Source organism: Intestinimonas sp. HCP28S3_D6, from assembly GCF_052065695.1.
Taxonomy (GTDB): domain Bacteria; phylum Bacillota; class Clostridia; order Oscillospirales; family Oscillospiraceae; genus Intestinimonas.
Map to the genome: position 1 here is coordinate 24,687 of NZ_JBQHTM010000025.1, position 24,890 is coordinate 49,576.

A 24,890-nucleotide genomic window follows, 5' to 3' on the forward strand; every position below is an offset into this window, starting at 1 on the left:
ATGGATTTTGAGCAGATCAAGAAGGCCGCCGAAGGCTACCGCGCCGACATGACCCGTTTTCTCCGGGACATGATCTCCCACCCCAGCGAGAGCTGCGAGGAGAAGGAAGTCGTGGCCTGCATCAAGGCCGAGATGGAGAAGCTGGGCTACGACAAGGTTGAGGTCGACGGCCTGGGCAACGTCATCGGCTGGATGGGCCAGGATGACAAGATCATCGCCATCGACTCCCACATTGACACCGTGGGCATCGGCAACATCGACAACTGGGAGGCCGACCCCTACAAGGGCTATGAGGACGATGCCGTCATCTTCGGCCGGGGCGGCTCCGACCAGGAGGGCGGCATGGCCTCCGCCACCTACGGCGCCAAGATCATGAAGGATCTGGGCCTCATCCCCGCCGGCTACAAGATCATGGTCGTGGGCTCCGTCCAGGAGGAGGACTGCGACGGCATGTGCTGGCAGTACATCGTCAACAAGTTCTTCCCCGCCAATGGCATTAAGAAGGAGCAGGTGGAGTTCGTCATCTCCACCGAGCCCACCGACGGCGGCATCTACCGCGGCCACCGGGGCCGCATGGAGATCCGGGTGGACGTGAAGGGCGTCTCCTGCCATGGCTCCGCCCCCGAGCGCGGCGACAACGCCATCTACAAGATGGCCGACATCCTCCAGGACGTCCGGGCCCTCAATGAGAACGACGACGCTGACACCACCGAGATCAAGGGCCTCGTGAAGATGCTCAACCCCAAGTACAACCCCGGGCACTACGAGGATGCCCGTTTCCTGGGCCGGGGCACCTGCACCACCAGCCAGATCTTCTACACCTCTCCCAGCCGCTGTGCCGTGGCCGACTCCTGCGCCATCTCCATCGACCGCCGCATGACCGCGGGCGAGACCTGGGACTCCTGCCTCCAGGAGATCCGGGACCTGCCCAGCGTGAAGAAGTACGGCGACGACGTGAAGGTGTCCATGTACATGTACGACCGGCCCTCCTGGACCGGCGAGGTCTACGAGACTGAGGCCTATTTCCCCACCTGGATCAACAAGGAGTCCGCCGCCCACGTTCAGGCCCTGGTGGACGCCCACCACGCCCTCTTCGGCGACAAGCGCCTGGGCTACACCGACGCCGACATCAAGCGGGACGCCATGCACCTGCGTGAGGGCCGCCCCCTCACCGACAAGTGGACTTTCTCCACCAACGGCGTGGCCATCCAGGGCCGGTACGGCATCCCCTGCGTGGGCTTCGGCCCCGGCGCCGAGAGCCAGGCCCACGCCCCCAACGAGATCACCTGGAAGGACGACCTGGTCCGCTGCGCCGCCCTCTACGCCGCCGTCCCTGGCCTCTACAAGGAGGAGAACAAGACCGACGACGTGACCCAGTTCCGGGCCGGCAAGACCAACAACGATATCAAGTAAGAACGTTCGCGGATTTTTCAGCTACTAACATATTTTTGAATTTGAAAAGGAGACGATCCACATGGACGCCAAGCTGCAGGCTTATATCGACAAGCTCAACAAGCTCAATTTCAAGGACATGTACAACGGCGACTTCTTCCTGACCTGGGAGAAGACCGACGACGAGATCGAGGCCGTGTTCACTGTGGCCGACGCCCTGCGCTACATGCGTGAGAACAACATCTCCACCAAGATCTTCGAGTCCGGCCTGGGCATCTCCCTCTTCCGCGACAACTCCACCCGCACCCGGTTCTCCTTCGCCTCCGCCTGCAACCTGCTGGGCCTGGAGGTCCAGGACCTGGATGAGGGCAAGAGCCAGATCGCCCATGGCGAGACCGTCCGTGAGACCGCCAACATGATCTCCTTCATGGCCGACGTCATCGGCATCCGCGACGACATGTATATCGGCAAGGGCAACAAGTACATGCACGAGGTGGTGGACGCGGTCACCGCTGGCAACAAGGACGGGGTCCTGGAGCAGAAGCCCACCCTGGTCAACCTGCAGTGCGATATCGACCACCCCACCCAGTGCATGGCCGACATGCTGCACATCATCCATGAGTTCGGCGGCGTGGAGAACCTGAAGGGCAAGAAGGTGGCCATGACCTGGGCCTACTCCCCCTCCTACGGCAAGCCCCTCTCCGTGCCCCAGGGCGTCATCGGCCTGATGACTCGCTTCGGCATGGACGTGGTCCTGGCCCATCCCGAGGGCTACGAGGTCATGCCCGAGGTGGAAGAGGTGGCCAAGAAGAACGCCGAGAAGTCCGGCGGCACCTTCACCAAGACCAACTCCATGGCCGAGGCCTTCAAGGACGCCGACATCGTGTATCCCAAGAGCTGGGCTCCCTTTGCCGCCATGGAAAAGCGCACCGACCTGTATGCTCAGGGCGACTCTGAGGGCATCAAGGCTCTGGAGAAGGAGCTGCTGGCCCAGAACGCCGAGCACAAGGACTGGTGCTGCACCGAGGAGCTCATGAAGACCACCAAGGACGGCAAGGCCCTCTACATGCACTGCCTGCCCGCCGACATCAACGGCGTCTCCTGTATGGACGGCGAGGTGGAGGCCTCCGTGTTCGACCGCTACCGTGATCCCCTCTACAAGGAGGCTTCCTTCAAGCCCTACATCATCGCCGCCATGATTTTCCTGGCCAAGGTGAAGGACCCCCAGACCACTCTGAAGGCCCTGGAGGACCGTGGCATCGCCCGCTGGTTCCAGAAGTAAGAACGCATTCCCGGCGGGAGGCTCTTTCCCGGCCATCCGCCTGACATCTACCATCCATTTCTGACCTTCCTTCCCCCAACGGACCCACCCGCCTGATGGAACTGAACTTTCTGTGCGGGTGGGTCCACTGTTTTTTTCGGTGGGGAATATCTCCATTTTTCTATGATCGAGGTGCTGATAACACTATGGGTAAACGTATTGTGATCGCTCTGGGCGGCAATGCTCTGGGCGACAATCTCCCAGAGCAGATGATCGCCGTGAAGCAGACGGCCAAGGCAATCGCCGACCTCATCCAGGAGGGCCACGAAGTGGTCATTGCCCACGGCAATGGTCCCCAGGTGGGTATGATCCAGAAGGCCATGGCGGAGCTCACCCGCTCCGACCCGGAGAAGTACATCCCCTGCCCCCTGTCAGTGTGCGTGGCCATGAGCCAGGGCTACATCGGCTACGACCTCCAGAATGCCCTCCGGGAGGAGCTCCTGGACCGGGGCATCGCCAAGGGTGTGGCCACCGTCCTCACCCAGGTGGAGGTGGACCCCGACGATCCTGCCTTCTCACACCCCACCAAGCCCATTGGCGCCTTCATGACCAAGGCCGAGGCCGACAGGCTGGTGGCCGAGCGTGGCTATGATGTCATCGAGGATGCCGGCCGTGGCTACCGCCGTGTGGTGGCCTCTCCCAAGCCCGTGTCCATCGTGGAGATCCAGTCCATCCGGGACATGGTGGAGGCCGGCCTGGTGGTGGTGGCCTGCGGCGGAGGCGGCATCCCCGTATTCAAGACCGAGGGTCACCACCTGAAGGGCGCCGCCGCTGTCATCGACAAGGACTTTGCCGCCTGCACCCTGGCCCAGCAGCTGGACGCCGACTGCCTCATCATCCTCACCGCCGTGGAGAAGGTGGCCATCCACTTCGGCAAGCCCGACGTGCAGTGGCTCTCCACCCTGACCCCAGCCCAGGCCGAGCAGTACATGGCCGACGGGGAGTTCGCCCCCGGTTCCATGCTGCCCAAGGTCCAGGCCGCCGTCCAGTTCGCCCAGTCCAAGGAGGGGCGCACCGCCCTCATCACCCTCCTGGAAAAAGCCAAGGACGGCATCGAGGGCAGGACGGGCACCCTCATCCAGCAGTAAGTGCAAAAAGACCGCCGGTCAAAGGGGAAAATCTCCCCTTTGACCGGCGGCAAAGTCTTTTCCGGGGTTGACCCGGCGGGGGCTTTCCATTAAAATGTAGAAAGCGAAATATGGCCGGCGGGCCAAAGACGGTTGGACGGTGGAGAAGTTGGAGAAAACGGCGGTAAAAAAGGGGATCAAGGGCGTTTCCGTCATGCTGCGGAAGTACCGGCTGCGGCTGGCCTTTCGGGTGCTGACGGCGGCGGCCACCGTGTGGGTGCTTCTGGCCGACCGTACCGCCTTCCAGGTGCTCACTGGCTGGGGCTTTTGGCAGAAGCTGTCCCCCCTCCACCTGCTGTGGGTCATCTGGATGGTGGATATGGTCCTCCAGCTCATCCCCGTTCGGGAAGTGATGGCTCTGGGCTCCCAAAAGCAGTTCGGGCGCTGGTACCGGCCGGCCGCCGGCTGGCGGGAGGAGGAACTGGCGGCCTATGTCCGCAGGAGTGACCGGGGGGCGAACAAGGTCCTTGTGTCCTGGGTGGCCATGACCATCGCCCTGGGGGTGCTGCGGAGCACCGAGGTCTTTGGCCCGGAAGAGCTTTTCCTCTCCGCCGTGTTCTTCTACGTCTGTGATCTCATCTGCGTGGTCGTGTGGTGTCCCTTCCGCACCTTTCTCATGAAGAACCGGTGCTGCACTACCTGCCGCATCTTTAACTGGGACCATCTGATGATGTTTGTCCCCTTCCTCTTTGTCCCAGGCTTTTACGGCTGGACTTTGCTGGGAATGGCCGTAGTGGTGGTGGTGGTATGGGAAGTCCTGTGGCACCGCCACCCGGAGCGTTTCTGGGAGGGGAGCAACCAGGCCCTGCGCTGTGCCAACTGCACCGACCGCCTGTGCGGCCGCTGATCCGAACAGAAAAAAGCCCTGCCGTTCATTGTGAACGGCAGGGCTTTTCCACATCCGGTGGACGATCAATGGGCCTGGGCGGGCTGATTGCCCTTGACCCGGAAGAGCAGCCGGAAGATAAGGCGGCAGAGGGGGCCGCAGTAGAGGAGCTGCCAGATAAGGGCCACAGGCATGTTGCAGCCCCAGGTATGGATCCAGGTGCCGAAGCTGGGCGCCTTGAAGAGGAGGGTGGCGATGAGGCTCATGGTGGGGCACATGATGCACACGATCATGGTGGAGATGGCGTAGGTGATAAACTGGGGCCGGTCGGTGGGACGCATGAAGGAGAAAGCCAGGCGGGTGGCCAGCTTTTCCACCACGAAGAACTCCAGCACGAAGGCAATGGGGGCCATGATGGGCAGCTCGTGGAGGGCCATAAGGAAGGTCTGGTTGGTGACACCGCCGGTATTGAGGGCCACATTGTAGACGATCATACCGTAGACCATAATGACGGCCATGATGATGGTGAAGACCACGTTTTGAAATTTGGTTTGGGGCATGGGGGAGGCTCCTTTCCAGAATGAGATGTGAGCCGCAGCGCAAAAAAAGAAGGCCGCGAAACCTTCGTCTCGCGACCTTCTTCTTCACTGCGACTACTGTTATGCCCCTATTCTAGCCCATTTTTTTGCCCTCGTAAGTGTTTTTTTGCTAATTTGAAAAAAACGGCAGGTTCCACAAGAGCGGAGGAACAGCAGGGCGGAGACTTGTCACATCTGTGGGGGAAAAGGGCTCACTTTTCCTGGATGTACTTGTGGATGGCGGCGGCGGCCTGCTTGCCGGCGCCCATGGCCAGGATGACGGTGGCGGCGCCGGTGACGGCGTCACCGCCGGCATAGACGCCGGTGCGGCTGGTGAGACCGTCCTCGCCGTTGGTGACGATACAGCCGTGCTTGTTGGTCTCCAGGCCGGGGGTGGTGGAGCGGATGAGGGGGTTGGGGGATGTGCCGATGGACATGATCATGGTGTCCACGTCCAGCACGAACTCGCTGTCGGGGACGGGGACGGGGCGGCGGCGGCCGGAGGCGTCGGGCTCGCCCAGCTCCATCTGGATGCACTTCATGCCCTTGACGTGGCCGGTCTCGTCGCCCAGGACCTCCACGGGGTTAGTGAGCAGGCGGAAGATGATGCCCTCCTCCTGAGCGTGCTCCACCTCCTCCTTACGGGCGGGGAGCTCATCCATGCTGCGGCGGTATACGATGTAGACGTTTTCAGCCCCCAGCCGCTTGGCACAGCGGGCGGCGTCCATGGCCACGTTGCCGCCGCCTACCACGGCCACAGACTTGCTCTTGGCGATGGGGGTGTGGCTGTCGGGCCGGTAGGCCTTCATCAGGTTGACCCGGGTGAGGTACTCGTTGGCGGAGTATACTCCGTTGAGGGTCTCGCCGGGGATGCCCATAAAGGAGGGGAGACCGGCGCCGGAGGCTAGGTAGACGCACTCGTAGCCCATGTCCTCCATGAGCTCGTCCACGGTGAGCACCTTGCCGATGACCATGTTGGTCTGGAACTCCACGCCCATGGCCTCCAGAGTGGCGATCTCCTTGCGGACCAGCTCCTTGGGGAGACGGAACTCGGGGATGCCGTAGACCAGCACGCCGCCGGGGGTGTGGAGGGCCTCAAAGACGGTGACGGCATAGCCCAGCTTGGCCAGGTCGCCGGCGCAGGTGAGGCCGCTGGGGCCGGAGCCCACCACCGCCACCTTGTGGCCGTTGGGGGCGGCCTTCACCGGCTCCTCGTGAGCATGTTCACGGTGCCAGTCGGCCACGAAACGCTCCAGGCGGCCGATGGCCACCGGCTCGCCCTTGACGCCCCGGACGCACACGCCCTCGCACTGGCTCTCCTGGGGGCAGACCCGGCCGCAGACGGCGGCCAGGGTGGTGGACTGGGACAGAACCTCATAGGCCCCGGCGAAATCCTCCTCGGCCACCTTGCCGATGAAGGCGGGGATGTCGATGCCCACGGGGCAGCCGCTGTGGCAGGGCTTCTTGGGGCAGTTGAGGCAGCGCTTGGCCTCCTCTACGGCCATCTCGGCGGTATAGCCCAGGGCCACCTCGTCAAAATTGTGGCTGCGGACCTCTGGGTCCTGGCTGGGCATGGGGCATTTTGTCAAACTCATATTGGCCATGGTCAGCGTACCTCCTGGTTCAAAAGATTGCAGGCTTCCTCCCGGGCGTGGACCTCAAAGTCCTTGTACATGGCGCCCCGGTGGATGGCCTCGTCAAAGTCCACCTCAAAGCCGTCGAACTCCGGCCCGTCCACGCAGGCGAACTTGGTTTTGCCGCCCACGGTGAGACGGCAGCCGCCGCACATACCGGTGCCGTCAATCATGATGGGGTTCATGGAGACCACGGTCTTGACGTTGTACTTCTTGGTGACGGCAACCACGAACTTCATCATCACCAGGGGCCCGATGGCAATGACCTCGTCGTACTGCTCACCGGAGGCGATGAGCTCCTCCAGGGCGGCGGTGACCAGGCCCTTCCGGCCGCAGCTGCCGTCGTCGCTCATGAGGACGAACTTGTCGCTGCAGGCGCGGAACTCGTCCTTCAGGATCACCAGATCCTGGTTCCGGAAGCCCACCACGCTATGGACCTCGGTGCCTTTCTCATGAAGGGCCTTGGCCACCGGCAGGGCGATGGCGCAGCCCACGCCGCCGCCCACAACGCAGACCTTCTTGAGGCCGTCCAGCTGGCTGGCCCGGCCCAGAGGACCCACGAAGTCGTGGAGGGACTCGCCCTCCTTCAGGGCGTCCAGCTCCATGGTGCCGGCGCCTACGATCTGGAAGATGACGGTGACTGTGCCCTTTTCCCGGTCGTAGTCGGCTACGGTGAGAGGGATGCGCTCGGAGTCGGCACAGGCCCGCAGAATGACAAACTGGCCGGGCAGGGCCTTTTTGGCAATGAGGGGGGCTTCCACCACCATCTTGGTGACGGTGGGGTTTAGGGGTGTTTTTTCTACGATACGGTACATGATGTGCTCCTCCCTTAGGCAAATATGTGCTGGTAAAAAGAAAAGCAACCGCCGTAACCAGCCCGTGCGCACAAGCACTTCGTTACAGCCGTTGCCAAGTCAATTTCACGCTATTTAGTTTAGCACATCTCATAGCAAAAGAACAGGTGAAAATTCAGGTCTGCAAAAAAATTATAAGAATGCACAAATACAAACCCAGCAGGCTGTGCGATTTCCACAGAAAACAGAGAGAACACGACAAAAAGCAGGTCCATCCCCTCCGGCAACAGCCGGAGGGGATGGATTCCTGCTGATTTACAGGCCGGGATCGCAGCTGGTGGAGAGGAGGTCCTCCCAGGTCTGCCTCCGGACCATGAGTCCGGAGCGGCCGTCCTTCACCAGGGCCACCGCCGGGATGGGGTTGGAGTTGTAGTTGCTGGCCATGGAGTAGCCGTAGGCGCCGGTGGAGAGGACGGCCAGAATGTCTCCGGCCTCCAGAGCGGGGAGGGTGGCATCCCGGAGGAGGACGTCTCCTGACTCGCAGCACTTGCCGCACACCGTCACCGTCTCTGTGGTGGGAGCCTCTGCCTTATTGGCGGCGATGGCCCGGTACTTGGCCTGGTAGAGGGCGGGACGGATGTTGTCGGTCATGCCACCGTCTACGGACACGTACTTCCGAACGCCTGGGATGTCCTTGATGGAACCCACGGTGTAGAGGGTGATGCCGGCCTCGCCCACCACGCTGCGACCGGGTTCGGTGACCACCGCCGGACGGGGGAGGCCCAGGTCCCGGAAGAAGGCGTCGATGCGTTCCATGAGAGGGTCCAGGTACCAGCCGTATCCTCTGGGCTCCTCGTCGGTGTAGCGGATGCCGAAGCCACCGCCCACGTTGAGCTCGGTCATGGCAAAGTGGTAGCGGTTCCAGGTCTCCTTCACTAAGCCAAGTACCACCTCCAGGGCCTCCAGGTAGGGCCGGACCTCGAAGAGCTGGGAGCCCACGTGGAAGTGGAGGCCCAGCAGGTCCACCCAGGGGGAATCGATGGCGGCCTTGATGGCGGGGTAGATGATGTCCTCGTCCAGGGGAATGCCGAACTTGGAGTCTTTTTTTCCGGTGATGATGTAGTCGTGGGTGTCGGCCTTGACGCCGGGGGTGACCCGGTAGAGGACCTTCATCTTCTTGCCCTTCCGGGCGCAAATAGACTCCAGCAACGAGAGCTCCTGAAGGCCGTCGATGATGATGCGGCCCACGCCGCTCTCCACCGCCAGCTCCAGCTCGGCGGGCAGCTTGTTGTTGCCATTGAACTCGATGCGCTCGGCGGGGAAGCCGGCGGAGAGGGCGCAGGTGAGCTCACCGCCGGAGACCACGTCCACGCACAGGCCGGCGTCCTTCACCAGCCGCAGCAGGGCGGGGGTGCAGAAGGCCTTGGCGGCATAGGCCGCACGGGTGTTCTCCCACTTGTCCAGGAACTCGGTGTGAAGGGCCTGGAAGCGTCCCTCTAGGGCGGTCTGAGAGTAGACGTACAGCGGGGTGCCGTAGGTCTTGGCTAGGGTGGTGGTGTCGCAGCCGTCAAAATAAAGGGTGTTGTCTCGGATCTCCATGCACATAGGTGGTTCCCTCCCGATCTTTGGTGAAGGGGAGCGGGGGCTCCCCAAAATCATCTGGGCACTATTATACCAGCTTTGGCCCGGGGCGCAACCGGAAACCCACAAAATGGGACTTGTTTTTTGGGCGCAGACGGCGTGCCGCCCGGACAAAAAGGGCCCCGGACATGGTGTCCGGGACCCTTTTCGCGTATCCTACAAACAGGAATGGCAGGATGTGATATGTCCCCCTTCCCGTAAAAGGGGTGTGTTTAGCGGGGCCGCTCCCGCTCCTCTGCCATCCGGCGGGCGATCTCTTGAAACTTGGCGGTTACATAGCCGTAGTTGTCCCTCTGGTGGGGCAGTGTGCAGCGGCTGCAGTCCTTGATGCCCTTTTCCGTGTAGCGGAAGTTGCCGCCGCAGTCGGGTCCAAGGGCGTAGAGGGGGCAGTAGCAGAAGAGACAGTTGAAATTGTCCGGGTCGTTGGTGGGATGGCAGGGGAAATACTCGCACTGGAGATGGGAGAAGAAGGAAAAGGCCTTACCTTTCCAGTTGGGGGCGCCGGCGCGGTCACGTTCACTCATGGCGGACTCCTTTCCATCGTGGCGGTCTCCAGGCAGCAAAAAAGCTGCACGGCCTGAACAGCGTGCAGCAATGGCCCCCCGCCAGACAGGGCGGAAGCGCGGCACCCTCCCAGGCTCGGAGAGGTTTTTGTGTGCGTCATACGCAGGCAGGTATTCTGACTTCGGCGTCCAGCGCGGTCCCCGCCTTCCCGGAGCACTTACTCCAGTGACATCTGGGGACCCCTCCGCCAACACAGCAACGGCTTTGTGCGGGATTCTCACCCGGCTTCCCTTGTGCAGCGCCATCGGCGCACCTGCGTACCAGAGATATTCACTTGCACCGGGGGGAAGTTCCCTCCGGTACCTATCATCATAGCGGCTTTTCCCTGCCCTGTCAAGTGGACTTTTCCCCCACAGGCGCCGGAGCGGTGGAAAAAAACTCCCCGCCGTCGTGAGACGGCGGGGAGCGGAAAAACGGTGGTTACATGAGGTAGAAGAGCATCTTGGCCACTTCGGACCGGGTGACGGAGTCATTGGGCCGGAGCTGGTTGTTGTAGCCGGAAATAATGCCCTGGCCCACCAGGGACTCCACGTAGGGGAGAGACCAGGCGGGGACGGAGGCGGTATCGCTGAAGGTCAGGGACTGGGTCACATAGCCCTTGCCCTGGATGCGGCCCAGAATGGTCATGGCCTCGGCCCGGCTGATGGAGGCGGTGGCCCGGCCCATGAGGACGCCGTTATCCAGGCTGCCTTTGATGATGCCCTCGGCGTACATGGCTTTCATGGCGTCCACACACCAGGAGGGAGTGGTGTCCAGATCGGCGAAGGGGAGGGTGACATCGGAATAGGCGGTGAGATCCAGACCCATCCAGCGGGCCACCATCAGGGAGAACTCACCCCGGGTAATGTTCTTATCGGGCTGGAAGAGAAGGCCGGAGCTGGACTCCACACCCTGAACCACACCCATGTCATAGAGGTAGGTGGTGTAGAGGTCGGCCCAGTGGGCGGTCATATCCACGAAGGGGCTCTGAGAGGTGGTGGAGCCGTCCTCGTTGATGGTGGGAAGGATGTTGTAGGAGCCGCGGCCCACATTGCCGCTCTGGTCCACGGCGGTGATGGTGAGTCGGTGGAGCTTGCCGTCGCTGATGGGGAGGGTATAGGTCAGGGTGCCGGTGGACTCATTCCAGGTAAAGTTCACACTCTTGCCATCCAGGGTCAAGGTGATGGCCGACTTGGCAAAGTCCTTGTCCACGTTGTCGGAGACGTAGCCGGTAAGCTTGCCGTTTTCGGCGGTCACGGTAACGGTGGGGACGGTCTCGTCGGTCAGCGCCTCAGTAGCCGTGGTGAACTGATCCAGATAAATGGTGCCGATGGCCTTCTCGCCGCCGCCATAGACCACGGTGAGCCCCTGGAGGGCGGCGGTGCCCTCAGGCAGGGCGGCGGTCAGGTGCTTCCAGCCGGTGAAGTCCAAAGCGGAGAGAACCACGTCGCTGGTGATGCCGGCACCGTCGGCGATGGTGGCGGTGAGGGTGTTGCCGGAGCCGTCGCCGTAGACCCACATGCTCAGGTAGCGGTCGCCGGTGGGGATGGCCAGGGAGGAGCCCAGAGAGGCGGAGCCGGTCTCGCCGGCGCTGTAATCCACCCGGGCACTCTGCTTACCGTAGCGCACCAGATCGCCGGAGGACTCCCGGTTGATCACCGCGTTGGAGGAACTGGTGAGGGCGGAGAGACCCTCATCGGTCTCGAAATCGTCCAGCGTGTTGATGTGGCCGGCCACGGTGATGGGGATGGTGATGTAGGTACCGCCGGCGCTGACAGTGAGATTGCCAGTGGCACTCTTGGCACCGGCGGTGAAAACGCCGTTTTCATCCACGGTGCCGACGGCGGGGTCAACCGACCAGGTGTAACAGGTGTCCTGACTGGTGAGTGCGATCTTCTTCCAGACCGCGCTGGCAGTGAGATCGATGCTCTCCTGGGGGTCCAGGGCGATGGAGGTGACGGGAGCCCCGGTGGCCTGGTTGGTCACCGAGATGGAGTCGGGAGTCTTGACCACGGTGATGGAGGCGCTGCCCTCGGCCCGGTTGGCAGAGGCGGTGACCTGAGTGGTGCCGCTCTCACTGCCGGCGGTAAAGACGCCGTTTACGTCCACGATGCCGTCGCCGTTGCGGATGGACCAGGAGACGGCGGTGCTGTCTGAGAAGGTGTAGCCGTTCTCATCCACCGGGGTGGCGGTGAGGGCCAACTGGGTACCGGAGAGGACCACCGAGTCGTAGGGGGTGACATAGTAGTGGTCCAGCACCCCGTTGGGCTTGAGGCTGGAGACCAGGAAGATACCGTTGCTGACGGTGCGCAGGCTGCCGTCGGAGGGGGAGTTGAGGATCTCCATGGCAGAGGACCCCGGCATGGTGGCGCCGATGGTGGTGGAGCCGCCGCCATCCAGAGCCACGGCCTCTACGCAGCCCAACTCAATGAGCCGCTGGGCCACCTGGGTGAGGGTGGCACCCACGCTGTAACCGGACTGCCGGCCGTCGATGGCGTAGAAGATCACACTGCCGTCGGCCTTGATGCCGATGGCGGTGCGGGGGTTGGCGGTGGAGTCGGTCTGGGGTCCCACCTGGCCATTGGTGACGATCTTGTAGTAGCCGCCGATGGCGGTGACCACATCATTCCACCGACTGTCGGCGGCGGTGACGTCGATGCTCACCTGGTCGCCAGGCTTCAGGGAGGACACCTGGCCCAGGAGCCATTCGTTGTTCTGTTTGTTGACGGTGAGGACCAGCTTGTCCTCGGGGATCTGGATGGAGGTGGTGGACTCCAGCACTTGATCAACGGTGCACACCAGACGACCGCCCACGGTGAGTTCATCGGAGAGAAGCAGAGAGGCAGTGACCTCGTCCACCTGGCGGGTGCCCTCAGCGGGGGTGGTGGTCTCCAGGTTCTGGGAATCGGTGGCAATGTCGCCGGAGGATGCGGCATCTGTGCCCGGAGCTGTTGTCTCCGTAGGAGTCTCCGCGGCAGCCTCCGAGGCGGTGCCGTCGGTGTCGGTGACGTCCAAATCTACGTCCACGGTCTGGCCCACATTGGTGGTGACGGGGGTGAGGATCACGTCGTAGCCAGGACTGGTATGTTGGGTGGTGGTGCTAAACTCGTCAGTATAGAGGTAGAGACCACCCTCATGGGTGCCGTCAGCGGCGGTGCGGGTCTTGTTCACGTCGGTGACCCGCATGGTGGAGCCGTTGAAGGTGGCGGTGACGGCCAGGTCGGGTTTGCCGATAAAGGCGGTGCCATCGGCCAGGAAGCCAACGGCGTAGTAGCCGCCGGAGGTGGTGCGCAATACGCCGTCGCTGATAATGACACCCAGGGCATTGCCGGTAGACAGGTCGAAGAAGTCGCCGTTGACGCCGCCCACCACCCGGAGCCCCTGGGCCTCCAGAGACTTGGCCATGGTGGCCAGGTCCTGCCGGGACATGAGCTTGTCCCCGTAGACCACCACGGGGTAGACGCCATCGGCAGGGGAGTAGGAGATGTACCGCTCGGTGCGCAGGTCGGACTTGGAGTTGCTCCAGAAGACCTGCTCCACCAGATCAGAGCCGGGCGCCAGGGAGACGGTGCCGCCGTGGAGCTCGTCGCCCAGAGCGATGGACGCGGACGCGGCGGGGGAGAGCCCCACCAGAACGGCCAGGGTCAGCGCAGTGGCCCGGATGCCAAATCGTTTCATGCTGTTGCCTCCAAAAATCATTGCAGGGTGAAAGGGAACGGGACTGGCCGTTGGGCGGCCCATCCATGATAGGTATAATCCTAACACACCCCCCCTTTTTTGTAAACGGCAGAGGCTGGGAAAAGCTGTCGTTTTGCTGGGGGAGAGACCAATGTTAGGAAAAAGTTAGAATGCCTGCGCGGCAAACGAAAATCCCGGCAGACCGGGTCATGACGGCCTGCCGGGACGGTATACGGGACGCTGGGATCAGGGGGTGGATGGCTCGGAGGGAGGGGGCGGCGGAGGTGTTTTTTGCACTTTGGGAAGGGTAGTCTCCAAAGTGGCGCTCTCTTGCCGCTCCAGCAGCTCACCGATAAGCTGGTTGGAGATGAGGAAGCCGATGGGAGTGAGCCGCCAGCGGTGCCCGTCCCGGGCTGCCCAGCCGTTGTGCTCATATTCGGCCAGCTTGGCCTCGATGGGGTCGAAGTTCATAAAATATTCCCGCCGGTACTCCCACTCCTCGATGCCGCGGGTGGTCCGCAGTCGGAGCATCAAGTACTCTCCTGAACGCTCCCGCTTGGGGATGAGGTCGTCGGAGTCGATGATGGGCTTGCCGCCCAGCACGCCGTCAATGTAGCCGTCCAGGTCCCGGAGGAAGGAGAAGCGCCGGCCGCCGAAGTCGGAGTGAGCACCGGGGCCGAAGCCCAGGTAGGGCCGGGTGAGCCAGTATTTCAGGTTGTGCCGGGACTGGAAGCCGGACTGGGCGAAGTTGGAGATCTCGTACTGGCGATAACCGGCATGCTCCAGCCGGGCCACCATCCACAGGTACATGTCGGCCTGCATGTCGTCGTTGGGGAGAACCTCACCTCGGGACACACGGGCACACAGAGGGGTGCCATCTTCCACCTTCAGGCCATAGCCGGAGATGTGCTGGGGCTGAAGGGCGATGGCCTTCTCTACCGAGTCCTGCCACATAGCCATGTCCTGGCCGGGCAGACCGTACATCAGATCCAGGGATAAGTTCTTGATCTTGGCCTCCCGGATGGCGGCCACCGCCTCCTGGACCTGCTGGAAGGTGTGGGGCCGGTGGAGGGCGGCGAGCTCGTCGTCGTGGGCGGACTGCATCCCCAGGGAGACCCGGTTGATCCCCGCCCGGCGGAGGCGCACCATGCTCTTTTTGTCCACACTCTCGGGGTTGGCCTCCATGGTGACCTCGGCGTTGCCGGCCACCTCGAACTTCCGCCGGATCACGGAGAGCAGCTCCCGGATGCGCTTTTCTCCGTAGAAGCTGGGGGTTCCGCCGCCGAAGTAGATGGTGTCCACCAGATAGCCCTTGGCCTGGGGGGCGGTCTCCTTGATGTGGGTCAGCAGAGCCTTCTGATAATCATCCATGCGTTCGGTGCGGCCGGACAGGGAGTAGAAGTCACAGTAGTCGCACTTGCTTTTGCAAAACGGTATGTGGATGTAAAAGCCCAGCTGCTTTCCCATGGCGGTCCCACCTTATTATGGAATCGGATTGATCTATTTCATTATACCGCGTTTTTCCCCTGATGGCAATGAAGAGCGTGGAATTTCCGGTGGAAAGCAAAATAGACTGGACAGGTGGGAAATGCATGCTATACTGAAAACAACATGTAAAATTTATCTTTTAGGAAGGAGAAACGGTCTGTGGAGCGCATGGAAGCGCCGGGTGGTGTGAAAAAACAGGTGCGGCGGGTGAGCCTCACTGTGCCGCCGGAGCGGGCGGGGCAGAAGGTGGACACCCTGCTGCGGAAGGAGCTGGGCCTCTCGGGCACGGTGATCCGGCGGGTCAAGTGGCTGGAGGACGGCATCCTGCTGGACGGCGAGCGGGTCTTTACCAGCCGGCGGGTGGAGCCGGGGCAGGTGCTGACGGTGCGGCTCTCCGACCCGGAACGGCGCAGCGGGGTGGTGCCGGCGCAGGGGCCCCTGGATATCGTCTATGAGGACGGGGATATGCTGGTCCTAAACAAGGCCCCTGGGGTGCTGGTCCACCCCGGCGCCGGCCACTTTTCCGATACAATTGGTAATTTTCTGCTGAGCTATTACGATAAGACCGGGGTGGAGGACGACTTCCACCCGGTCCACCGGCTGGACAAGGGGACCTCAGGACTCATGGTGGTGGCCAAGCACCCCCACGCCCAGGAGGTGCTGAAAAACCAGCTCCACACGGCGGAATTCCGGCGGATCTATCTGGCGGTATGCCTGGGGGGACCGGCGGAGGAGGCGGGGACGGTGGACGCCCCCATCGGCATGGCGGAGGGCTCCATCGTGGCCCGGGCAGTGCGGCCGGACGGCTTGCCCGCCCGCACCCATTATCAGGTCCTTTGCCGGACGGGGGACCGTGCCATGGTACGGCTGGCGCTGGAGACGGGGCGGACCCACCAGATCCGGGTCCATATGGCCTATCTGGGCTGTCCCTTGGCGGGGGACTTCCTCTACGGCACGGAGGACAAGGACCTTATCCCCCGTCCCGCCCTCCACTCGTCGGAGCTCACCGTCCGACAGCCCGTCACCGGGGAGGTGCTCACCTTTACCTGTCCCCTGCCGCAGGATATGGCACGGCTGCTCCTATAAGCTCAGAGCAATTTGTTCAGGATCGCGAAGACATAGGACGGGCCGCGGACGATGTCGTTGAGCGGGCCGGGGCCGGACAGCGGCATCCGTTCAAAGGCTTTTTCGAAGTCCCGCTTTGTCAGGCGGTAATTGGTACGGCTGGTCCGAACGACGTCGTCCTGCACCTGATAAGTGAAGGGGAGACCGGTTACAGTGTAAAAGGTCTGACCGGCGTTTTTCAGAACCAGGTCCCAAACAGAGGAAAAATCCATCCAAATTCCTCCCATCATGTGGATAAAAAAAGCATAGCATTGACTTGATATAAAAGTCAATGCTATGTGTACAGGGAGAGATACAGGGCCCGTCTCGCGCAGGAGAGCGAGACGGGCCCTGTCGATTTTATAAAGATGTTCCGATGCGGTCTTGCGCCGGTCACCGTGCATCGGCTTTTTGTGTCTGAACCAGTCCCAGAACGGAAACAAAGTTTTTTGGTCCTTCTTCTTACAGGGGCAGAGTAACTGGGGTTGTTCCATTGGAGTGTGGGGCTGTGGTGTTCCGTCGGTCACCGTGCACCGGCGTCTCTATGTTTCAACCGGTTTCAGAGCGGGAACAAAGTTCTTTTTGGTCCTTTTTCTTACAAGAAAAAGGACACGGTGGCGAAGTAGTCGTCGGGGGTCTCGGCCCGGCGGATGAGCTGGGTGGAGCCATCCTCCCGAAGCAGGACCTCCGCCGAGCGGAGACGGCCGTTGTAGTTATAGCCCATGGAGAAGCCGTGGGCGCCGGTGTCGTGGATGACCAGCAGGTCGCCCCGCTCGATCTCAGGGAGCATCCGGTCCACGGCGAACTTGTCGTTGTTCTCGCACAGGGAGCCGGTGACGTCGTACTTGTGGTCGCAGGGGGCGTCCTCCTTGCCCATGACGGTGATGTGGTGGTAGGCGCCGTACATGGCGGGGCGCATCAGGTTGGCGGCGCAGGCGTCCACCCCCACGTACTCCTTATAAGTGTGCTTGAAGTGGGTGGCGCGGGTCACCAGGCAGCCGTAGGGCCCCAGCATAAACCGGCCCAGCTCGGTGAAGATGGCCACGTCCCCCATGCCGGCGGGGACCAGGATCTCCTCATATTTCTGCCGGACCCCCTCGCCGATGGCCAGGATGTCATTGGCGGGCTGCTCGGGGCGGTAGGGGATGCCTACTCCGCCGGAGAGGTTGATGAACTGGATGTCGCAGCCGGTCTCGGCCTTGAGTTCCACGGCCAGATGGAAGAGGATGCCCGCCAGGGTGGGGTAGTAGGCGTTGGAGAGAGTATTGGAGGCCAGGAAGGCGTGGATGCCGAAGCGCTTGGCCCCCATGGCCTTCAGCTTGCGAAAGCCCTCGGTGAGCTGGGCCCGGGTGAAGCCATACTTGGCCTCGCCGGGGTTGTCCATGACCTGGAAGCCCTCGTTGCTTGCGCCAATGGAGAAGGTGCCGCCGGGGTTGAAGCGGCAGGAGATGGTCTCGGGGATATACCCAATGGTGTCCTTCAGGAAGTCGATGTGGGTGAAGTCATCCAGGTTGATGGTGGCGCCCAGTTGGGCGGCCAACCGGAACTCCTCTGGCGGGGTATCGTTAGAGGAGAACATGATCTCGCTGCCGTGGAAGCCGCACTTGTCAGCGAGCATCAGCTCGGTGAGGGAGGAGCAGTCGGTGCCGCAGCCCTCCTCATGCAGAATTTTGAGGATGGCAGGGGTGGGGGTGGCCTTGACGGCGAAATACTCCTTGAAGCCGGGATTCCAGGCAAAGGCCTGCTTAAGTTTTCGGGCGTTTTCACGGATTCCCTTCTCATCGTAGAGATGGAAGGGAGTGGGGTACTGCTGGACGATGGCCTCCAGCTGGGCCTTGGTCACAAAGGGCCTTTTGTTGGACATGGGAAAACACCCGCTTTCTATAAGAAATCAAATCTATCTTATAAAAAAAGAGGTATTTTTGTCAATCGGCGCAAAAGAGGAATTGAAGGTTGCCTTCCACCCGTTTCCGTGGGATATGACAAAAAAGACAAAAAATCCAAAAAACAGTGGACCGAATGTAGAAGAAGTGGTATACTTGCCCGAAATGCAATCGAGAGGAGAGGTATCCCATGGATAAAAAGCGCATCATCCAGGTGGATGAAAAAGTCCCCCTTCCCATGCTCCTGCCCCTGAGCATCCAGCACGTCTTTGCCATGTTCGGCGCGTCGGTGCTGGTCCCCATCCTGTTCCAGATCGACCCCGGCATCGTCCTCTTCATGAACGGCTTCGGCACCCTGCTCTTCATCTTCCTCACCAAAGGCAAAGCACCGGCCTATCTCGGCTCCAGCTTTGCCTTTTTGGCGCCCGCCGGCGGCGTCATCGCGGCCAAGGGCTTTGAGTACGCCCAGGGCGGCTTCGTGGTGGTGGGCCTGCTGGGCTGCCTGCTGGCCTTCATCGTGTGGAAGTTCGGCACCGACTGGATCGACGTCATCCTGCCTCCCGCCGCCATGGGTCCCGTGGTGGCACTCATCGGCCTGGAACTGGCCGGCAACACCATCACCCCCGGCAAGACGGGCGCTGACCTGACCTCCGGCCCCCACATCGCCGTCTTTGCCGTCACCCTGGGTGTGGCTGTCTTCGGCTCCGTCCTCTTCCGCAAGTTCTTCGCCGTCATCCCCCTCCTCATCGCCATGATCTGCGGCTATCTCACCGCCGTGGCCATGGGCCTGGTGGACTTCACCCCTCTGGCCCAGGCCCAGCTCTTCACCCTGCCCAAGTTCCACCTGGCCAAGTTTGACCTCAACTCCATCCTCACCATCGCCCCCGTCATCCTGGTTATCGCCACCGAGCACATCGGCCACCAGGTGGTCACCGGCAAGATCGTGGGCCGGGACCTCCTCAAGGACCCGGGCCTCCACCGCTCCCTGCTTGGCGACAACCTCTCCACCGCCATCTCCGGCTTCGTGGGCTCGGTGCCCACCACCACCTATGGCGAGAACATCGGCGTTATGGCCGTCACCGGCGTCTACTCCGTCCAGGTCATCGCCGGCGCCGCCGTCATCTCCCTCCTCATGGCCTTCATCGGGCCCCTGGCCGCCTTCATCTCCACCATCCCTGGCGACGTTATCGGCGGTATCACCTTCCTCCTCTACGGCATGATCGGCACTTCCGGTCTCCGCATCCTGGTGGACAAGAAGGTGGACTATGGCAAGAACCGCAACCTGATCCTCACCTCCGTGGTCTTTGTGGCCGGTCTCTCCGGCCTCACCCTCACCATCGGTTCGGTGTCCATCACCGGCATGACCCTGGCCGCCGTCACCGCCGTCATCATCAGCCTCATTTTCTTCCTGCTGGACAAGGCCAAGCTGATGAACGACTAAATAACATTATATTGTATTTCCTGAGAGGAGCTGTCCGATTCGGACGGCTCCTCTTTTGTGCTTGTTTGGGCGTAAACATCTTGCCCGGCTTGGAAGGGGCGTGATATAATGACCAAAATACCGGATTATGACAACCGGTGAGAAAGGGTGGGATACCATGGACGACCGCAGGCTGTGCGCCCAGGTGGTGGCCGAGGTGAAAAAGGCGGTGGTGGGCAAGGACGAGGTTGTGGTAAAGCTGCTGCTGGCCATCCTGGCCCGTGGCCATGTGCTGCTGGAGGATATCCCCGGGGTGGGCAAGACCACCCTGGCCCTGTCCTTTTCCCGGGCGCTTGGGCTTACCTGCCACCGGGTCCAGTTCACCCCCGACGTGATGCCCTCCGACCTCACCGGCTTTTCCATCTACAAAAAGGCCACCGGGGAGATGGAGTACCAGCCCGGGGCGGTGCTGTGCAACCTCTTCCTGGCCGACGAGCTCAACCGGGCCACCAGCCGCACCCAGTCGGCCCTGCTGGAGGCCATGGAGGAGGGCCAGGTCACGGTGGACGGGGTGAGCCACCCGGTGCCGCAGCCCTTCCTGGTCATCGCCACCCAGAACCCGGCGGGAGCGGCGGGGACCCAGCTGCTCCCCGACTCCCAGCTGGACCGCTTCATGCTGCGGCTGTCCATGGGCTATCCGTCGCCCCAGGACGAGCTGGAGCTGCTGCGCCGCCGGAGCGGCGGGCCGGTGGTAGAGCGGGTGAGCCAGGTCACCGACCGGGCGGGGCTGGAGCAGCTGCGGCAGACGGTGGAGGCCGTCCACATCTCCGACGAGGTACTGGAGTATATCGTCCGGCTGGTGGGGGCCACCCGCCGCCACCCGGCCATCGCCCAGGGGGGCAGTCCCCGGGCTACCCTGGCGGTGGCGGCGGTGAGCCGGGCCGCCGCCTTCATCCGGGGCCGGGACTATGTCCTCCCCGACGACGTGACCGAGCTCTTCCGGGATACGGTGGCCCACCGGCTCATCCTCACCGACGCCGCCGGTGCCGGCGACCCGCTGGGGGACGTGCTGGCCTCGGTGCGCGCCCCCCGGCTGAAGTGACCGCCGTGGCCGCCCGGCGTGTGGGCTGCGGCCTGGCCCTGGCCGGGGCCCTGCTCTTTCATATTCTTGATGTGGGCTATCTGGCCCACTTCCTCCTATGGACCGCTCTGGCCTTGCCGGTGGTCTCCCTGCTCCTGACTCTGCCCTTGGTTCTCCGGTGCCGGGGCGGACTCGCTGCCGCCGCTGCCGGCCTGGAGCGAGGGAGTGTGTTCCGCTTTCGGGCGGAGGTTCGATACCGGGGCTTTCTGCCCCTGCCCATGGTGCGCATGCGCCTGCGGCTCACCAACGAGATGACTGGAGAGGAGACTCGCCGCCGGGTGACCCTCTCCGGCCTGCCGGACAGGAAGGGCGCCCTGTGGGCGTGGACGGAGTGGGATGCCGCCCACTGTGGACGGATCACCTGCCGGGTGGAGCGGCTCCAGGTGGTGGACGGCCTGGGGATCTTCGTCCTGCCCGTGGCTCCGCCGCCGCCCTGCTCCGCCCTCTCTCTGCCCCGGCGGCTGGAGCTGCCCCTTCCCGCCGCCCTGCGGGGGGAGACGGAGGCGACAGGGCCCCTGCGGCCACGGCCCGGTGGCGGACCGGGGGAGGACTACGACCTGCGCCCCTACCGGGCGGGGGACCCGGTGACCACCATCCACTGGAAGCTCTCCTCCAAGCGGGACGAACTGGTGGTCCGGGAGACCCTGGAGCCCCGGCAGGCGGGCATCACCCTCACCTTTGACCACTTCGGGACCTGGGATGAGGTGGACGGGGTGCTGGACCGACTGCTGACTTGGTCGTCGGCCCTCCTGGACCAGGGCCGGAGCCACACCGTAGCTTGGCTCCACCCGGAGACGGGGGAGCTGCGGCAGTTCCTGGTGGCCGACTGGAGGACCTTGGACCGGTGCCTGTCCGCCGTCCTCTCCGATCCCACGCCGCCCACCGGCCGCTCCATCCGGGCGGAGGAAGCCGAAAATAGGGGGCGGAGGTTTCACCTCATGCCCAACGGGGAGGTGGCGGTGTGAGACGGGATCGAAATAAGACCGTAAAGGCCTCCAGGGGCGGCTGGCTGCTCCCCCTCTTCGCTGATGCTCTCCTCCTCTCCCTGCTGCTCATGGGGGTGGCCCTGTGCTGCCAGAGCGTCTATGGGCTGGGAAACAGCCGGCGCCTCCTGGCCCTCACCGCTGTGGGACTGGGGGTGCTCATGGCCGTCATCCGCGCCCTGCCCAGATTCCGCTGGGCGGCCCTGCTGCTGGTGGCCGAGGGCTATGCCCTGTTCACCTGGCTGATGTGGGACCCGCTGACCGCCGGGGTCAGGGCCACTATGGCCTATGTCGGGCTGGTCCTGGGGGGCGGCGGTACCCTGCCAGACCCCTTCCCGGCGGCGGCCTGTCTCCTCTTCCTGTGTGCCGCCCTGGCCCTGCTGGCCTTTCCCCTGGGCTGGGCAGCCCTGTGGCTGCACTCGGCCTGGGCCGTGGTGGCCATGACCTATCCGCTGCTGCTCCCCGCCTTCCTGGCCGACCGCCTACCCTGGTGGCCCGACTTTCTGCTCCTCCTCATCTGCTGCTGCGCCCTGCTCCTCACCAGTATTCTGTCCAGAAAGGACAGGGCCGCCCGGGCGCGGCTCACCCTGGCCGTCCTGCCCGCCGCCGGCTGCGCACTGATCCTCCTGACCCTGGCCGTACCCAAGGAGCGCTATGTCTACCCCCAATGGGCCGAGGCGGCCAAGGGGGTCCTCCTCTCCGGGGATCTGTCCTTCTCACTGCCCGACTGGGTCGCGGGGGGCATGCAGGTGGGCGGCTCCTCCAGCCGGGTGGACCTGGCCGGTGCAGGCCCTCTGTCCCTTTCAAGCCGCACCATGCTCCGGGTGGAGACCGATGTACCCGGGCGGATCTATCTCCGGGGGAGGTCCGCCGGGGTGTATACCGGCACATCCTGGGAGCCTCTGGACGACACCGCCTATGAGGAGATGGGGGACCTGGGGGGCTATGAGCCCCTGAACTTTCCCGCCCTCACCGCCGCGGGTCAGGACTGGCACGCGGTGACGGTGGAGATCACCGGCGCACCTGGGAACTGCCTCTATGTGCCCTATTCTCTCCTCACAGACGCCGATGAGCTGGTGGGGGGTAGCTTCGTGGATGACTCCCACATTCAAAAGGGCTTCGGTGTCGGCAGCTACACCGTCTATTACCGGCCAGAGGCCGAGCCGGACCACGCAATGCGCCCACTGAAAGGAGAAGCTGCCCAAGCGGAGCAGGCCTACCGGGACTTCGTCTATGAGCACTATCTGGAGGTGCCGAAGGCGGCGGAGCAGGCAATTTATACCTGGGCGGATCGGAACACTGGGCTGCACTTCGAGGTAGATGACAGCTACCGGAAGTCGGTGCTCCGGAATTACTGGTCTGAGATGGAGACGGCCTGGCTGATCGGCTACGCGCTGGCCGCCACCACCACCTACGACACCACCGCTCCCGCTATGCCGGAGGGCGCCGACTTTGTGGACTACTTCCTCAACCAGAGCGGGAAGGGCTACTGTATGCACTACGCCACCGTCGCCACCCTGTTTTTCCGAATGATCGGGACACCTGCCCGGTATGTCAGCGGCTACACGGTGATGGTGCCCGACTCCGGTCAGGTGGATGTGCCCGAGTCGGCAGCCCACGCCTGGGTGGAGATCTACCTGGATGGCTACGGCTGGTACCCGGTGGAGGTGACCCCAACCCACGGCGGGGAGGAGACGGAGCCAGAAGAGACCGCCGGGCCGGAGCCCACGCCTACCCCAACGCCAACGTCCACCCCGACGCCGACTCCTCAGACCTCCGCCGCCCCCACGCCCACCCCCACTACGCCCCCGGCGGGCGGCCAAGATGAGGGGGGCATGGGCGGAGACGGGAAAGCGGATCTGAGTACGCTCGCCTGGCTCGCCGTGGTGCCCGCCCTGTGGCTGCTGCTCTTCGCCCGACGGCGGGTCATGGCTCTCCTCTGGCACCGGAGGCTGCGGGGGAGCGGCACCAACGACGCCGCCCTCTGGGCCTACCGGCTCCAGCGCCGGCTTCTGCCCTGGGGAGGCAGGGAGCACCCAAAGGTAGAGGAGCTGGCCCTGAAGGCCCGGTTCAGCCAGCACACCCTCACCGAGGCCGAGCGCAAACAGGCCGCGGAGGCCGTGGAGAGCGAGCGGGACCGGGTGGATGCCGCCCTGCCCCGTTGGAAGCGGCTGGCCTTCCGTTGGCTGTGGGACCTCCGGTGAGTGACAAACTGACCTTATTAAATAAATAGAAACTGAGATTTGAAATAATATCAGACAGGGGGTATAATGACGGCAGAACAGACAGAGGAAGTGGTTTCCATGAAACAAAACATGTCCACCCAGCGGCTGGCCTTTCTGGGGATGATGACCGCCCTGGTCTTTGCCGGCAACTACGCCCGCATTATCATGCCGGTGCCGGTGGGCGGAGTGCCCTCCTTTACCCTGGCCAACATCCTGTGCGTCCTCTCCGGGCTCCTGATGGGACCAGTGGGCGGGTTGGCCTCCGGCCTGGGCTCCGCCCTCTATGACCTCACCAACCCCTTGTGGGCGGCGGAGTGCTGGATTACCTTCCTGACCAAGGGGGCCATGGGCCTCATGGCTGGTGTGGCCGTCACCGCGGGCCGCCGGGGCGAGGGGGCCAAGCCCGCCACCTATGGCCGCTACCTAACGGCGGCGGTGGTGGGGTGCCTGAGTTACTACGTGCTCTACTACCTGAAGGACTTCTTCTACAACGGGATGCTGCTGGGCGGTCTCCAGCCCCAGGCCGCGGCGGTGACTCTGCTGGCCCTGATCCCCGCCTCCATCTTCAACGGCGGAGTGGCCATCATCGCGGCCCCTCCCTTGGCGATGGCCATCCGCTCCGCCCTCAAGCGCAGCGGCCTGCGCCTGAAGATGGCGTAAGGATACCAAAAAGACCGGGGCGACATGCTGCCACATGTCGCCCCGGTCTTTTATATTATATAAAAGAAATCACTGATGGGCAGCAGGTAGATCGTACTTGCACGATGTGACATGCAAGCTAGCATAAAGGGCTTACCCGTCTTATAGATGCCCGAGGCCAAAGGATTTTTATTGCTGCCTAATAAAGTAAATAAAAAGTATTGACAATGTGGGTTTGATCTGGTATATTATCTGAGCGCTTTGCGAGAGGCACAAAAACAGGACGATGACGAGAAGAAAATCTCTGAGATCTGAAAAAAGTGCTTGACAAAAGCTCGTGAGTTTGCTAGAATAAACAAGTCCGCGTCAGAGAGAACCAGTTCGAGAGTGACGAAAAGTTCGGAAAACCTCGAAAAAAGTTCTTGACAAGAACTCGATGATCTGGTAAACTAAATGAGTTCGCGTAAGACGCA

Annotated in this window: 19 protein-coding genes and 1 riboswitch; of the genes, 10 read left to right on the forward strand and 9 right to left on the reverse strand. The window is 62.8% G+C overall.

The genetic code is table 11. The features are described from left to right. The 4 genes from ACTNBK_RS09705 to ACTNBK_RS09720 all read left to right on the forward strand — a co-directional run bounded on the left by ACTNBK_RS09705 (position 1) and on the right by ACTNBK_RS09720 (position 4,687). On the forward strand, positions 1 to 1,413 hold the full coding sequence (locus ACTNBK_RS09705) for a YgeY family selenium metabolism-linked hydrolase (RefSeq protein ID WP_441145633.1): 1,413 nt from the start codon (positions 1 to 3) through the stop codon (positions 1,411 to 1,413). Between the two features lie 61 nt (positions 1,414 to 1,474). Next, a complete protein-coding gene (ygeW, locus tag ACTNBK_RS09710; protein WP_441145635.1) occupies positions 1,475 to 2,674 on the forward strand; it encodes a knotted carbamoyltransferase YgeW in 1,200 nt (399 codons plus the stop codon). A 185-nt stretch (positions 2,675 to 2,859) separates the two neighbouring features. Beyond that, positions 2,860 to 3,801 (forward strand): carbamate kinase, encoded by a 942-nt coding sequence (gene arcC / locus ACTNBK_RS09715; RefSeq protein WP_441145637.1) that lies wholly within the window; start codon positions 2,860 to 2,862, stop codon positions 3,799 to 3,801. Positions 3,802 to 3,940: 139 nt separating this feature from the next. Further along, positions 3,941 to 4,687, forward strand: coding sequence for a hypothetical protein (locus ACTNBK_RS09720; protein ID WP_441145639.1), 747 nt, complete (start codon positions 3,941 to 3,943; stop codon positions 4,685 to 4,687). A 65-nt stretch (positions 4,688 to 4,752) separates the two neighbouring features. Here the strand turns inward: ACTNBK_RS09720 and ACTNBK_RS09725 are convergent, their stop codons facing one another. The 7 genes from ACTNBK_RS09725 to hemW form a co-directional block, all read right to left on the reverse strand. Beyond that, positions 4,753 to 5,226, reverse strand: coding sequence for a DUF2798 domain-containing protein (locus tag ACTNBK_RS09725; protein ID WP_441145641.1), 474 nt, complete (start codon positions 5,224 to 5,226; stop codon positions 4,753 to 4,755). Positions 5,227 to 5,456: 230 nt separating this feature from the next. Next, positions 5,457 to 6,848: an NADPH-dependent glutamate synthase gene (gene gltA / locus ACTNBK_RS09730; protein WP_441145643.1), complete on the reverse strand. Its 1,392-nt coding sequence runs from the start codon at positions 6,846 to 6,848 to the stop codon at positions 5,457 to 5,459. A gap of 2 nt (positions 6,849 to 6,850) precedes the next feature. Next, positions 6,851 to 7,693 carry a sulfide/dihydroorotate dehydrogenase-like FAD/NAD-binding protein gene (locus ACTNBK_RS09735; protein WP_441145645.1) on the reverse strand — a complete coding sequence of 281 codons (843 nt, stop codon included), beginning with the start codon at positions 7,691 to 7,693 and terminating at the stop codon, positions 6,851 to 6,853. Between the two features lie 294 nt (positions 7,694 to 7,987). Continuing rightward, positions 7,988 to 9,277, reverse strand: coding sequence for a diaminopimelate decarboxylase (gene lysA / locus ACTNBK_RS09740; protein ID WP_441145647.1), 1,290 nt, complete (start codon positions 9,275 to 9,277; stop codon positions 7,988 to 7,990). Positions 9,278 to 9,525: 248 nt separating this feature from the next. After that, complete coding sequence (locus ACTNBK_RS09745) at positions 9,526 to 9,837, reverse strand: cysteine-rich small domain-containing protein (protein WP_441145649.1); 312 nt, start codon at positions 9,835 to 9,837, stop codon at positions 9,526 to 9,528. A gap of 128 nt (positions 9,838 to 9,965) precedes the next feature. Beyond that, positions 9,966 to 10,149, reverse strand: a riboswitch (cobalamin riboswitch). Between the two features lie 148 nt (positions 10,150 to 10,297). Next, positions 10,298 to 13,534: a phosphodiester glycosidase family protein gene (locus ACTNBK_RS09750; protein ID WP_441145651.1), complete on the reverse strand. Its 3,237-nt coding sequence runs from the start codon at positions 13,532 to 13,534 to the stop codon at positions 10,298 to 10,300. 246 nt (positions 13,535 to 13,780) lie between these two features. Beyond that, entirely contained in the window at positions 13,781 to 15,001 is a 1,221-nt protein-coding gene (hemW, locus tag ACTNBK_RS09755) for a radical SAM family heme chaperone HemW (RefSeq protein ID WP_441145653.1), read from the reverse strand. Between the two features lie 189 nt (positions 15,002 to 15,190). On the opposite strand from hemW, the gene ACTNBK_RS09760 reads away from it, so the two are divergent. Beyond that, positions 15,191 to 16,108, forward strand: a complete 918-nt coding sequence (locus ACTNBK_RS09760) for an RluA family pseudouridine synthase (RefSeq protein WP_441145669.1) — start codon at positions 15,191 to 15,193, stop codon at positions 16,106 to 16,108. 2 nt (positions 16,109 to 16,110) lie between these two features. Here the strand turns inward: ACTNBK_RS09760 and ACTNBK_RS09765 are convergent, their stop codons facing one another. Both ACTNBK_RS09765 and ACTNBK_RS09770 read right to left on the reverse strand, forming a co-directional pair. Then, positions 16,111 to 16,359 carry a hypothetical protein gene (locus ACTNBK_RS09765; protein WP_441145655.1) on the reverse strand — a complete coding sequence of 83 codons (249 nt, stop codon included), beginning with the start codon at positions 16,357 to 16,359 and terminating at the stop codon, positions 16,111 to 16,113. A 362-nt stretch (positions 16,360 to 16,721) separates the two neighbouring features. Continuing rightward, complete coding sequence (locus ACTNBK_RS09770; protein ID WP_441145657.1) at positions 16,722 to 17,990, reverse strand: diaminopimelate decarboxylase; 1,269 nt, start codon at positions 17,988 to 17,990, stop codon at positions 16,722 to 16,724. A 209-nt stretch (positions 17,991 to 18,199) separates the two neighbouring features. Here ACTNBK_RS09770 and uraA point away from each other — a divergent pair, with 209 nt between their 5' ends. The 5 genes from uraA to ACTNBK_RS09795 all read left to right on the forward strand — a co-directional run bounded on the left by uraA (position 18,200) and on the right by ACTNBK_RS09795 (position 24,438). After that, complete coding sequence (uraA, locus tag ACTNBK_RS09775) at positions 18,200 to 19,450, forward strand: uracil permease (protein ID WP_294515621.1); 1,251 nt, start codon at positions 18,200 to 18,202, stop codon at positions 19,448 to 19,450. Positions 19,451 to 19,607: 157 nt separating this feature from the next. Then, the gene (locus ACTNBK_RS09780; protein ID WP_441145659.1) at positions 19,608 to 20,531 is read left to right on the forward strand and encodes an AAA family ATPase; all 924 of its coding nucleotides are present in this window, start codon (positions 19,608 to 19,610) and stop codon (positions 20,529 to 20,531) included. A gap of 5 nt (positions 20,532 to 20,536) precedes the next feature. Then, on the forward strand, positions 20,537 to 21,535 hold the full coding sequence (locus tag ACTNBK_RS09785) for a DUF58 domain-containing protein (protein ID WP_441145661.1): 999 nt from the start codon (positions 20,537 to 20,539) through the stop codon (positions 21,533 to 21,535). After that, the gene (locus ACTNBK_RS09790; protein WP_441145663.1) at positions 21,532 to 23,757 is read left to right on the forward strand and encodes a transglutaminase-like domain-containing protein; all 2,226 of its coding nucleotides are present in this window, start codon (positions 21,532 to 21,534) and stop codon (positions 23,755 to 23,757) included. Before ACTNBK_RS09785 ends, ACTNBK_RS09790 begins: the two co-directional genes overlap by 4 nt. A gap of 99 nt (positions 23,758 to 23,856) precedes the next feature. Then, complete coding sequence (locus ACTNBK_RS09795; RefSeq protein ID WP_441145665.1) at positions 23,857 to 24,438, forward strand: ECF transporter S component; 582 nt, start codon at positions 23,857 to 23,859, stop codon at positions 24,436 to 24,438. The last annotated feature ends 452 nt before the right edge of the window (positions 24,439 to 24,890 follow it).

What these genes read in the sequence shown, in the direction of transcription:
- ACTNBK_RS09705 (WP_441145633.1), top strand. Translation starts at nt 1, where the DNA reads ATGGATTTTGAGCAGATCAAGAAGGCCGCCGAAGGCTACCGCGCCGAC.
- ygeW (WP_441145635.1), top strand. Translation starts at nt 1,475, where the DNA reads ATGGACGCCAAGCTGCAGGCTTATATCGACAAGCTCAACAAGCTCAAT.
- arcC (WP_441145637.1), top strand. Translation starts at nt 2,860, where the DNA reads ATGGGTAAACGTATTGTGATCGCTCTGGGCGGCAATGCTCTGGGCGAC.
- ACTNBK_RS09725 (WP_441145641.1), bottom strand. Translation starts at nt 5,226, where the DNA reads ATGCCCCAAACCAAATTTCAAAACGTGGTCTTCACCATCATCATGGCC.
- gltA (WP_441145643.1), bottom strand. Translation starts at nt 6,848, where the DNA reads ATGGCCAATATGAGTTTGACAAAATGCCCCATGCCCAGCCAGGACCCA.
- ACTNBK_RS09735 (WP_441145645.1), bottom strand. Translation starts at nt 7,693, where the DNA reads ATGTACCGTATCGTAGAAAAAACACCCCTAAACCCCACCGTCACCAAG.
- lysA (WP_441145647.1), bottom strand. Translation starts at nt 9,277, where the DNA reads ATGTGCATGGAGATCCGAGACAACACCCTTTATTTTGACGGCTGCGAC.
- ACTNBK_RS09745 (WP_441145649.1), bottom strand. Translation starts at nt 9,837, where the DNA reads ATGAGTGAACGTGACCGCGCCGGCGCCCCCAACTGGAAAGGTAAGGCC.
- ACTNBK_RS09750 (WP_441145651.1), bottom strand. Translation starts at nt 13,534, where the DNA reads ATGAAACGATTTGGCATCCGGGCCACTGCGCTGACCCTGGCCGTTCTG.
- hemW (WP_441145653.1), bottom strand. Translation starts at nt 15,001, where the DNA reads ATGGGAAAGCAGCTGGGCTTTTACATCCACATACCGTTTTGCAAAAGC.
- ACTNBK_RS09760 (WP_441145669.1), top strand. Translation starts at nt 15,191, where the DNA reads ATGGAAGCGCCGGGTGGTGTGAAAAAACAGGTGCGGCGGGTGAGCCTC.
- ACTNBK_RS09765 (WP_441145655.1), bottom strand. Translation starts at nt 16,359, where the DNA reads ATGGATTTTTCCTCTGTTTGGGACCTGGTTCTGAAAAACGCCGGTCAG.
- ACTNBK_RS09770 (WP_441145657.1), bottom strand. Translation starts at nt 17,990, where the DNA reads ATGTCCAACAAAAGGCCCTTTGTGACCAAGGCCCAGCTGGAGGCCATC.
- uraA (WP_294515621.1), top strand. Translation starts at nt 18,200, where the DNA reads ATGGATAAAAAGCGCATCATCCAGGTGGATGAAAAAGTCCCCCTTCCC.
- ACTNBK_RS09780 (WP_441145659.1), top strand. Translation starts at nt 19,608, where the DNA reads ATGGACGACCGCAGGCTGTGCGCCCAGGTGGTGGCCGAGGTGAAAAAG.
- ACTNBK_RS09795 (WP_441145665.1), top strand. Translation starts at nt 23,857, where the DNA reads ATGAAACAAAACATGTCCACCCAGCGGCTGGCCTTTCTGGGGATGATG.